8 protein-coding genes are annotated in these 10732 nt (G+C 64.0%); 2 read left to right on the top strand and 6 right to left on the bottom strand.

The features are described from left to right. Nucleotides 1-151: 151 nt before the first annotated feature. Both A2Z13_03435 and A2Z13_03430 read left to right on the top strand, forming a co-directional pair. Complete coding sequence (locus A2Z13_03435) at nucleotides 152-1981, top strand: bifunctional homocysteine S-methyltransferase/methylenetetrahydrofolate reductase (GenBank protein OGP77115.1); 1830 nt, start codon at nucleotides 152-154, stop codon at nucleotides 1979-1981. A gap of 68 nt (nucleotides 1982-2049) precedes the next feature. After that, a complete protein-coding gene (locus A2Z13_03430; protein ID OGP77114.1) occupies nucleotides 2050-2427 on the top strand; it encodes a hypothetical protein in 378 nt (125 codons plus the stop codon). 81 nt (nucleotides 2428-2508) lie between these two features. On the opposite strand, the gene A2Z13_03425 is transcribed toward A2Z13_03430, so the two are convergent. The 6 genes from A2Z13_03425 to A2Z13_03400 form a co-directional block, all read right to left on the bottom strand. Then, complete coding sequence (locus tag A2Z13_03425) at nucleotides 2509-4560, bottom strand: hypothetical protein (protein OGP77113.1); 2052 nt, start codon at nucleotides 4558-4560, stop codon at nucleotides 2509-2511. Next, complete coding sequence (locus tag A2Z13_03420; protein OGP77118.1) at nucleotides 4557-5249, bottom strand: hypothetical protein; 693 nt, start codon at nucleotides 5247-5249, stop codon at nucleotides 4557-4559. Before A2Z13_03420 ends, A2Z13_03425 begins: the two co-directional genes overlap by 4 nt. Before the next feature lie 257 nt (nucleotides 5250-5506). Next, complete coding sequence (locus A2Z13_03415; protein OGP77112.1) at nucleotides 5507-6574, bottom strand: hypothetical protein; 1068 nt, start codon at nucleotides 6572-6574, stop codon at nucleotides 5507-5509. Then, a complete protein-coding gene (locus tag A2Z13_03410) occupies nucleotides 6571-7275 on the bottom strand; it encodes a hypothetical protein (protein OGP77111.1) in 705 nt (234 codons plus the stop codon). The genes A2Z13_03415 and A2Z13_03410 overlap by 4 nt, the downstream gene beginning before the upstream one ends. Beyond that, nucleotides 7272-8528 carry a hypothetical protein gene (locus tag A2Z13_03405; protein ID OGP77110.1) on the bottom strand — a complete coding sequence of 419 codons (1257 nt, stop codon included), beginning with the start codon at nucleotides 8526-8528 and terminating at the stop codon, nucleotides 7272-7274. Before A2Z13_03405 ends, A2Z13_03410 begins: the two co-directional genes overlap by 4 nt. After that, entirely contained in the window at nucleotides 8525-10579 is a 2055-nt protein-coding gene (locus A2Z13_03400) for a hypothetical protein (protein OGP77109.1), read from the bottom strand. Before A2Z13_03400 ends, A2Z13_03405 begins: the two co-directional genes overlap by 4 nt. Nucleotides 10580-10732: the final 153 nt, after the last annotated feature.

Below are 10732 nucleotides of genomic sequence, written 5' to 3'. Positions count from 1 at the left end.
CCGAAGGCCGGGGATAGGAAATTGGGGCACGTTTGCTGGACGAAGCCGGGGAGCCATGGCGGATCGCCAGCGAGGTCCCCCCTGAGGCGCAGCGACTTCCGTGCGTCGGACAAGATGCGTAATAACATCTGCGACATGAGGCGCTGAGGGAATGCGGAACATCCTGGAACGCATGAAGGAGTCCCCGCTGCTCTTTGACGGGGCGATGGGCACGATGATCTACGAGCGGGGCGTGTTCATCAACACCTGCTACGACGAGGTCTGCCTGACCAACCCGAAGCTCATCTCCCAGATCCACCGGGAGTACGTGGAGGCCGGCGCCGACGTGATCGAGACGAACACGTTCGGCGCGAACCGCATCATGCTCCGCCCGTACGGGCTCGCGGACAAGGCCGAGGCGATCAACCGGCAGGCCGTGAGGCTGGCGCGCGAGGCCGCCGGGGACTCCGTCTACGTCGCCGCGGCGGCGGGCCCCTGTCTCCGGCCGGACCAGATCATGCCCGAGGAGCATGCCGCCGAGGTGGAGTCGGCCTTCGCCGAACAGATCGGCGCGCTCGCCGCGGAAGGGGTGGACCTGGTCGTGTTCGAGACGTTCACCCACCTCAGGGAGCTCCAGGTGGGCGCCCGGACCGCCAAGCGCCTCGGCCTGCCGGTGCTGGCGTCCTTCGTCCTGAACGAGCGCGGAGAGACGGCCGTCGGCACGAGAGCGGAGACGATGGCGCGGACCCTGTCCGCCGACGAGAACGTCGACCTCGTGGGAATCAACTGCGGCGTCGGGCCGGCAGGGGTGTTCGACGCGCTGCAGGCCGTCCTGCCGGTGGCCACCAAGCCGGTCGTCGTGATGCCGAATGCGGGGTATCCCCGGGACATCGCGGGCCGGTTGATCTACCTGACGAGCCCGGAGTACTTCACCGAGTACGCCAAGAAGTACATCGAGATGGGGGTGCGCGGCGTCGGTGGGTGCTGCGGGACCACTCCGGCGCACATCCGGATGGCCTCCCGCGCCGTCAAGTCCCTAAGCGGGGTCAAGAAGCACGTGAAGGTACGCGCGTACGCGCGCCAGGAACCCCTGGTGCACGTGGTCCCCACCGGGAAGAAATCCCGGCTGGCCGGGAAGTTGATCGCCGGGGAAAAGGTCGCCTCCGTGGAAATCCTGCCACCCCGGTCCTGCGACATGACGGAGATGCTCACGAAAGTCCGCCGCTGCGCCGAGGCCGGCGTGGACGCGATCAACATCCCCGACGGCCCCCGGGCCAGCGCGCGGATCTCGCCGATGATCGCCGCGCTGACCATTCTCAAGGAGGTCGGCATCGAGCCGATCCTCCACTACTGCTGCAGGGACCGCAACCTGATCAGCATGCAATCGGACCTGCTGGGGGGCTACGCGGCCGGCCTCGCCAATTTCCTGATCATCACCGGAGACCCCCCGAAGCTGGGCGACTACCCCGACGTCACCGGCGTCTTCGACGTCGACGCGATCGGCCTCACGCAGGTGGCGGCAAATTTGAACCGGGGCTATGACATCGGCGGGAACCCGATCTCCCCTCCCACGGGCATCCTCATCGGCGTGGGCGCAAACCCCTGCGCAGTCGACCCGGAGCGGGAGATCGACCGCTACTTCCGCAAGATCGACGCCGGCGCCGAGTTCGCCATCACGCAGCCCGTGTTCGACATCGAGGCCCTCCTGCGGTTCCTGGACCGGGTGGAGCGGCACCCCCGGCGGATTCCCGTCATCGCCGGGATCTGGCCGCTGGTCAGCTACAAGAACGCCGAGTTCATGAACAACGAGGTCCCGGGCGTGGTCGTCCCGCGGGAGATCCTGGACCGGATGGCCCGTTGCCGGTCCAAGGAGGAAGGACACCGGGTCGGCATCGAGATCGCGCGGAAGATCATCGAGGAGATCTCGACACGCGTGAGCGGTTTCCAGGTGAGCGCCCCGCTGGGGAACGTGGAGACGGCGCTGGCCGTCCTGAGCGGGTAGGGGAAACCGTCCCCGAAAGATTCCTAAAAGTTGACAACCCTCTTCCGTGTTCCTGTAAGATTGTTGATATGGAAGAATCGCAGATGAAATTTTCCGAGGACCATCTCTGGGTCCTCGAAATGGGGGAAACGGCACGCTTCGGTCTTTCCGATTACGCGCAGGAACAACTGGGCGAAATCGTCTCCGTGACACACGCGGAAATCGGCAAATTCATCGAGCCGGGGGACATGATCGGGGAGCTCGAATCGCAGAAGACGGTCGTCGAGCTCGTCTCCCCCATTACGGGCACGATCAAGGCCGTCAACGGGACCGTTGTGGAAGACCCTTCCCTGATCAACGTGGATCCCTATGGGAAAGGGTGGCTCGTCGAGGTCGAGATCAACGAGCCCGAGGAGATCGAGCGGCTGATGAGCGCGGAAGAGTACGAGACGTTCGTCGAAGATTGACCGGTTCCGATAAAATGAAAACGGTCCGGAGGGTGATTTCCCCCGGACCGTTTTCATGGATCCGCAACGAAGGCGCCGCGCCTATTTCTGCGCCTGCTTCTTCTCCTTCCGGATCTTCTCCACGGAGGCCTGCGCCGACTTGAGGAGCTCGACGCTCAACCGGTAGTTGTGGGTCCCCCGCCCGTTGGTGACCGCGAGGTAGTTGGCCTCGGCCTGCCGGAGAAGGGTTTCTTCCGCGTCCACCTTGTTGCCCATCTTTTTGCTGCGGGCGACATATTCCTTCGCCTCCTCGAGCGCAACGGCGATGGCGTTCTCCCGCTTCGTGATGTCCTGCTTCCAGTCGAGGAGCATCTTGCCGTACTTTGCGCTGTGGCATTCCTCGCACTTGGCCTTGACGGTTAAAACCGTCTGGGTCCCTTTCTTGAGCTCGTGGCACTCGACGCACTTCGTCCCCGCCTGCGCCATGCTGTCCGCCTGCGGGGAGACCCCGAAGACCCTCACCTTCCCCTCGTAGAGGGCCTGCTGGGCCCTGTGGCAGTGGGCGCAATCGATGTCCTTGCTCTCGTGGTGGCATTTCATGCACTCGGACTTGGTGACGATGCGCATCTTGTGCTTCTCGGGCGAATGGCACTTGGAGCACTCGATCCCGACGTCCTGGACATGGAGCCGATGCGGGAAGTCGACCTCCATCTCCTTGAAGAAGAGCTTCTCCTTCGGCCCAACCCGCTGGTGGCACAGGGTCATGCAATACGAGGACGGGCTCGCAAGAATGGCCGGCTTGGGCGGTCCGCCCTCGATGCCCGCCATCCTGTAGGCCGCCGACACCTGATCGTAGCCCGTTTTGAGGATCTTGTAGGCATACTCGATGTTGTGCGCGCCGCGCCCGGCCCGGAGGAAGTTCAGGTTGGCGCGGGCGTCCGCGACGAGCGCCCGGGCGCCGGACAGGCCTTTCGACTTCGACTCCCCGGTCCCCACCGCCGCCTTCCCGGCGGCGACGACACGCTCCATTTCGGCGGTCAGAACACGCGACTCCCGGACCCAGTCGTCCAGCATGAGGTCGTACTTCTTCCCGTGGCAGGCGACGCAGCTTTTCCGCTCCGCCGTCAGCTTCTTTTCGCCGGGGAACGCGACCCCCGACTCGCGGACCTCGACCGATTTCGTGTGGCAGCCGTCGCACGCCACCTGGGCGGAGAACATCCGGGAGGGAGTGTCGGGGACGCCGCGCGCGCCCGCCCCCATGTACATCTCCTTCTGGTAGTTGTGGAGCCGCTTGTGGCAGGATTCGCATTTGACCTCGAAGGTCTTGACCAGCTCCACCTCGCCGTGGCGGATCGGCTCGTGGCACCGGAAGCACTGGATCGCGTTGTAGGTGACGTGCGTCCTGTGGATCGCCAGCGGATCGCTCTTCTTTTCCAGCCGCCCGACGTGGCAGTCGTAGCAGTGGGAGTCGTTCACCCTGCCGTCGCCTTCGGCCACCCGGAGGTGGCACTGCCTGCACTGGACGCCGATCTTCAGGTACGACTCGTGGGAGAACTGGAAGCCGCTGTGATCCACGGTCCGGGTCGGGGTGCCGTGGCACCCCGGGCAGCCGCCCAGCGCCTGGCCCTGGCTGATTCCCTTGAAGTGGCAAAGGAAGCAGACCTTCGTGTCGACGGAGATGTGCTCTCCCTGTACGATCGAATAGTGGCAGGTCGTGCAGCGCAGCTTCTCGCCGCGCTTGAGCTTCCCCATGTGTTCCTGGTGGTCGAACGTGATATTGGTGCCGAGCTTCGCCTTGCCCTTCTCGATCCGGCCCGCGTGGCACCCCGAGGCGAGGCAGGAGGAGTCGTTGACCTTGGCGTGCGGCCGGGGGTTGTACAGCCCCGTCCAGTATTTCAGCGTCGTTACCGTGATGAAGACGGGCGAAAAGGAGTGGCACTTGATGCAGGAGACGCCGGCGTGCTTGGACGTCTTCCACTGGGCGTAGAACGGGTCCATGTAGTGGCAGGCAACGCACGACTTCGGGAAGTACGCCGCGACGAAGAACGCGCCGTTGAATACGATGCCGATCCCGAGGACGATCGCGCCCAGGATCAGAAGCGACTTCCGGTGCCGGTGGACCGCATCCCAGACGTGAGTGAACATCTCCTTCATTGTCGGGCGACCTCCGCCGCCTGCTTGGCGCGCCTGGCCATGATTTCCTCATACTCGAGCGGGTGCTCCTCCTTGATCTCGTGCTCCGAGATCCGTCCGTGCCACCACATCAGGGTCCCGGGGAACCGGTCCGGGTTGAAGTGGACATTGTAGAAGTGCCAGATCACGATGGCCAGGGTGGCGAGCAGCGCCTCGTCGCTGTGCATCTCGTGGGCGATGTCCAGGACGAACTTCGGGAAGTACTTCATCGCGATCGACTCGCCCCAGAGGAACGCCCCGGAGCCGATCATGATAATGCACCCCCAGTAGACCGCCCAGTAGTCGAACTTTTCGATGTAGCTGAACCGGCCGAACCTCGGCTTCTCGCCCACCTTCCCCAGGAAGTAGCGGATGTTCTGGACGGCGTCCCGGAAGTCCTTGGGCGTCGGGATGAGGAGCACGAAGTCCCTGCGCCCGTCCCGGGAGAGGATGGTGTACAGCAAGTGGTGCACCATGAAGTAGATCAGCATCCCGGCGCCGATCCGGTGGACGATGGTGGAGTTGTGGATCCCCCCCCACAGGTTGATGACGAACCGGGAGAGGATGAAGTTGGGAAACTTGATCGGCATCCCCGTGATGATGAGGAGGATGACCGAGGTGAACATCACGATGTGCTGGAAGCGGAAGTTCCGGTTGAACCGCTGGAACATCTCCTCTTCCCCGTGGTGCTTCTCCTTGCGGCGCTCTTCCCGGAGCCTGCGCTCCTCCGCCCGCCGGTCGGCCGCCGTCCGGAGCCGCATTTCCCGCTCCATCTCCGCACGGACCCGCTGCCGGATCGTTTCCCGGATCTCGTCGGCCCGGGCCGGGTCGAGGCCGGCCGTCTCGCCGGAGACGGCGGCGTCGATCTCCCGCTCGAGGCTCTCCTGCGAAGGCTCTTTCTTTTCGTCCACGGACATCCCTTCTCTCCCTACTTCTCCCCGCGAAGCCGCTTGGTCCGCCCGTACATATCCAGCAGGATGTGGACGATGAGGGCCAGCATCGTGCCGATGGTGAGGTATTTGAAGAAGGAAGCCACGTAGTAGACGATGCCCGCCTCCTTCTTCTTGGCGTCTATGTGCATTTTCCCCACGGCGAAGTTGGGGTTCGCCCCGGGGTGGCACTTCCCGCAGGTCTTCGGGACGTTTTTCGGGTTCACCGAGGACAAGGGGTCCGCTTCGGGCCGGATCTCGTGCGTGCCGTGGCAGGAGGAGCAGTTGGCCACGGTCCGCGACCCGAACTGGCTCGCCACGCCGTGGAACGACTCCTTGTAGGTCTCCACCTGTTCCGTCTCGATGCCGAACTTGCTCATGATCGACACCGAGCCGTGGCATGTCGAGCACTGCTCGGCCACGTGGGTCGCAAACACGGTGGATTTGGGGTCCATACGGCCGTAAATCTTGTGCTCCCCGTGGCATCCCGTGCACGACGGCGCTTCCTTGATCCCCCTTGCGACCGCCACCCCGTGGATCGAGGTCTTGTACTGGGCGTAGATCTGGATGTGGCAGTGCCCGCACGTCTCCGCCACTTTCCCCTGCGAGACCAGGGACCCATCGTTCTTCGCCTTGAGGATGAAATGGCTGCCGTGGCAGTCCTGGCACAGTGGAGCTTTCGCGTTCCCCCGGGCGATCGCCTTCCCGTGAACGGAGTCGAAATATGCGAGGTAGCCGTCCGACTGGGGGGCCCCCTCGGCGTTCCCCTTATAGTGGCAGTGGGTGCAGGTCACCCGGTGCGGACGCTCCCGGTGGGGAATCTCGCTGATATCGAAGTGGCAGTCCACGCAGCCCTTCATCTCGTGCACCGAGCCCTTCAGGCTGTCGGCCGTCGCGAACAGATCCCGGATCTTCCCGTCCACGAGGATCTTCCGGAACTCCGGCTTGCCGTGGCAGAGGGTGCACTTCTCCAGAGAGATCAGCGCCTCCGCCCGACGCGGCAGCCCCGGCGCGCACGATCCCAGGAGGGCAACGACCATCGCTGCATAGAGGACCGTTCCCTTCATAGAACCCCTTCCTGTTTCAGTTTTTCGTACTCCAGCGGGTGCTCCTGGCGGAGCCATTCCGCGTCGACCTTTCCCGTCAGCCAGGCGTTGTTCATCGGGAAGACGGAAGGGTGCAGGTGCTCGTTGTACAGGTGCCAGAACAGGAGGATGACGAACGCCAGCAGCCCCTGGTAGCCGTGGACGATGAGCGTGATGTCCAGGACGACCTTGGGGAGGAACCGCATCGAGAAGGTCTCCGCCCAGAGGATGAGGCCGGTCACCGAGATGAAGAAGACGCCGAGCGTCGCACCCCAGTACTGGAACTTCTCCTTGTATCCGTACTTGCCGAACCGGGGATACTCCCCTGCGGTCCCCAGGTTGTATCGGATCGCCTGGAGGAAATCTGCGAAATCCCGCCGCGCCAGGAGGAACTCTCCGAGCTCCTTCTTTCCCTCCCGGGTGAACAGCATGTAGAAGGCGTGGAAGACCAGCTGGCCCATCAGGAGGGACGCCGCTGCGCGATGGAGGAACCCGCGGTACAGGAAACCGCCTTCCAGGTGGATCAGGTTCCGCCCGAGCCAGTTCTCGTGGTACATCAGGGCAAAACCGGTCAGCGCGAGCACGAGCAGCGTGACCATGAGGAGCGCGTGCTGGACCCGGAACAGGAAGGACATGCGGACGATGGAAACGGACTTCGGGGTCTCGGCGCTCGTCGACGTCATCCCTTTCCCCCCTCCTCCATCCGTTTGCGGCGGCGCCTGCCAAAAAGCTCCAGCCCGACGTGGAGGACGAACAGCGTCACCAGCACGGAAATGAAAATCGTGTAGAAGACCCGCACGGCGAACACCCCCATCGCCTTCTGCGGGGTCACTTCCACGTGTATCATCCCCTTCGCAAAGTTCGGCCCCGCGTTGGGGTGGCACTTCCCGCACGTGCGGGGGAGGTTCGCCTTGTTCACCCGAGACGCCGGGTCGGCCGAGGGGAGGATGTCGTGGAAACCGTGGCACGAGGCGCAGTTGGCGGCCTTGGTCATCCCGTACTCCAGGGCGATCCCGTGAAAGGAGTCCATGTAGGTCGCGAACCGCTTCTTGGGCAGGGCGTACCGGCTGGAGATCCCTTCCTTTTCGTGGCAGGCGGAACAGGTCTTCGGGATGTTCTTGGTGAAAACCGACGACGTCGGGTCGCTGATCTTGGTGATCTTGTGCTCCCCGTGGCAGTCCGTGCATACGGGCGACTCGGCGATCCCGCCGCGCATCCCCTTCCCGTGGATGCTCCCATCATACTGCTCCAGGATGCCGGAGTGGCACTTCCCGCACATCGTCGGGACGTTTTGCCGGTGGGTGGCGGCGCGTGGCTGGTCCCCCGGGAGGATCGCATGGTTGCCGTGGCAGTCCGGGCAGACCGCAGTCCCCAGCAGGCCCGACTTCTTGAGGGCCATCCCGTGGACGCTCTTCTCGTACGCCTCCATCACCTGCCGGCCGGGCAGCCGGTACTGCTCCTCGATCGCGCGGTCCTTGTGGCACTTGAGGCACACGCCCACGATGTTCAGGCGGAACGTCCTCGAGGCGGCATCCCGGCTTTTGCGGATGTCGTGCTTCCCGTGACAGTCGGAACACCATGCGGCCTCGTGGGCGCCTTTCGCGTGTCCCTTCCCGTGCGTGCTCCGGGAGTAGGACTTCTCCGCGTCCGGGTGGCACTTGACGCAAGAGACCCTCTCCAGTTTGCCGTGGGGGGATTTCGCGCCGGCGTGGCACATCGTGCAGGCTCCTTTTCCGTGCACGGATCCCCGGTACGCCTTCTCATCGACGAACAGCGACAGCGTTCCCCCGCCGGGGAGGGATTTCTCGATCGTCTTGTCGCCGTGGCACTCCATGCATTCCCCCCCGACAAGGGCCGAGGCGGCTGCGGTCCCGGGCTGCAGGAACATCGCCGCGGACAGGACCACGGGCAAGAACAGCATCTGCAACCGTTTCATGATCCCTCCGGGGCGATCCGTGTGGTTTCCGGCGCCGGGGCCTTCCCCGGCAGTGAAGCCGCGTCGATTTCCTCAAGCTCGAGCGCGTGCTCACGCTCCATGTGGTGCCGGGAAAGTTTCCCGTCGATCCAGGTGAACGAGAGCGGGGCGAAGTCGGGGTTGATTATCACGTAATACAGATGCCAGACGATGATCGCCAGGGTCGCCAGGATCGCCTCGTAATAGTGGACGATCGTCGCCACGTCCAACCCCCACATGGGAAGGTGCTTGAGCGTCTCGCCCTGGAACCAGAGCAGGAACCCCGTGACGACCATGACGATCGATCCCCACGCCAGCGCGAGGTACTCGGCCTTCTCGATGTAGCTGTACCGGCCGAACTTCGGCTTGCGGGCTGAGATCCCGGCATAATATTTGAGCATCTCCACGACGTCCCGGGCGTCCTGCAGGCGGGGCATCATCCGCGCGAATTGATCGCGCCCCCTCTCCGTGAAGATCACGTACAGCAGGTGGTAGATGCAGGTCGCCACCATGAGGACGGCGGCCACCCGGTGCCCCGTTCCCCTCAATGCGACGTTCGTCGCGTCCGCGAGGAACGGGATCGACCACTTGAATTTCAGGGCGAAGCCGGTGAGGACGAGGGCGAAGAACGTCGTCAGGATGAGGAAGTGCTGGATCCGCTCCGAGGCGTTCATCCGCTCGTACCCGGGATGCTCCCACTCCCTCCGCTTCCGGTAGATCTCCTGCAGCTTCCGAAGGTAGTCGGCGCCGTTGTGGAGCAGCATCCCGCCGATAACCACGGCGATCATCCAGATGTAGATCTTCTCCACCCAGAACTTGACCTGTCCCCCGATCCCGCCCGGGCCCACGTGGATGTTCCCCTTGGCGAAGTTCTCCGTGGCCCCGGGGTGGCATTTCCCGCAGGTGACCTGGAGGTTCTTCATGTTGACGGTCGAGCGGGGGTCGGAGGAACGGAAGATCTCGTGGACGCCGTGACATGAGGAGCAGTCGGCCACCGTCTTATCCCCCAGCCGCTGGGAGAGGCCGTGGAAGCTCTCCTCGTACCCCTTCACTTTTTCGATGGAGATCCCGTACCGGCTGGAAAGCTTCTCCGCGGAGTGGCAGGAAGGGCACGTCGTCCGGGATACCGCCTCGAACGAAACCGAGGAACCGGGGTCGGACGCCTGCCGGATGTCGTGCTCCCCGTGGCAGTCCGTGCAGCCCGGGGCGTCGGGGACGCCGCGGGCGAGCGCCACCCCGTGCACGCTGTCCCGGAAGATCGCGAAGACGCCGTAGTGGCACTTCCCGCAGGTGGCGGGGATGTTCGTCCGGAAGATGGGCGAGGAGGGGTCGAGCCGGTCCTTGAGATCGTGCGACCCGTGGCAGTCGGTGCAGGTGGCGGACTTGTTCAGCCCTTTTTCGACGATCGCCCGGTTATGGATGCTCTTCTCGTACATGCGGGCGGCGCCGGGGATGGGGATGTCGGACCGGTCGGTCACCTCCCGGATTCCGTGACACCGCGTGCAGGTCGCCGCGAGGTTCCGGAAGTAGACCGGGGAAGTGGAAACGGACGATTTCGGGATCGCGTGCGCGCCGTGGCAGTCGAAGCACCGCGGGGTATCCGCCTTCGCACCCTTGCCGTGCACCACCACGTGCCGGCTCTTCTTGTAGACCGCCGCCGCCTCGGAGTGGCAGCCCGAGCAGTCGACGGGGTCAAGCCGGGAGTTGTGGGGGAGGTCCTTGATATCCCCGTGGCAGGTGGTGCAGGAAAGGTACGAGTGCACCGAGGCCTTGTACTTGCCGGGGTCGACGTGAAGGGAGATCCCGGGGAAGGGCGCCACATTGCGATGTGCCTTCTCCGGCCCCCCCGCCTTGACGTTGCCCTCCTTCTCCTTTGCCGACCACGTAAGGATCCCGGAATCGCCGTGACAGTCGTAGCATTGCCCGTTGTCCAGGGCCCAGGCTGCGGAACGGGGAGCCATTGCGAACAGGCAAAGCGCAAGGAAGACAACCGGTACGAGGATGCGAAACGAGTCCCTGCGCAGGGGAACCATGGACGAGCCTTTCTTTATCCGGATATTTGGTGGTTTTCGACGGAAGCCGACAAACGATATCCGTTATCGCCATTGTCGACTGAATACATACTGCAACCCCAAACGATAATCAAGCCGAAATTTCGAAAGGCCTTTGCCCCCCCTTCCCCCGCT

The organism is Deltaproteobacteria bacterium RBG_16_64_85 (assembly GCA_001798885.1).
Classification (GTDB): domain Bacteria; phylum Desulfobacterota; class Deferrimicrobia; order Deferrimicrobiales; family Deferrimicrobiaceae; genus FEB-35.
The sequence above is the reverse complement of the archived record's forward strand: the minus strand, read 5'-3'. Positions and strand labels throughout refer to the sequence as shown.

Coding starts and splice junctions, on each gene's coding strand:
- A2Z13_03435 (OGP77115.1), top strand. CDS start 152: ATGCGGAACATCCTGGAACGCATGAAGGAGTCCCCGCTGCTCTTTGAC.
- A2Z13_03400 (OGP77109.1), bottom strand. CDS start 10,579: ATGGTTCCCCTGCGCAGGGACTCGTTTCGCATCCTCGTACCGGTTGTC.
- A2Z13_03405 (OGP77110.1), bottom strand. CDS start 8,528: ATGAAACGGTTGCAGATGCTGTTCTTGCCCGTGGTCCTGTCCGCGGCG.
- A2Z13_03415 (OGP77112.1), bottom strand. CDS start 6,574: ATGAAGGGAACGGTCCTCTATGCAGCGATGGTCGTTGCCCTCCTGGGA.
- A2Z13_03420 (OGP77118.1), bottom strand. CDS start 5,249: ATGTTCCAGCGGTTCAACCGGAACTTCCGCTTCCAGCACATCGTGATG.
- A2Z13_03430 (OGP77114.1), top strand. CDS start 2,050: ATGGAAGAATCGCAGATGAAATTTTCCGAGGACCATCTCTGGGTCCTC.
- A2Z13_03410 (OGP77111.1), bottom strand. CDS start 7,275: ATGACGTCGACGAGCGCCGAGACCCCGAAGTCCGTTTCCATCGTCCGC.
- A2Z13_03425 (OGP77113.1), bottom strand. CDS start 4,560: ATGAAGGAGATGTTCACTCACGTCTGGGATGCGGTCCACCGGCACCGG.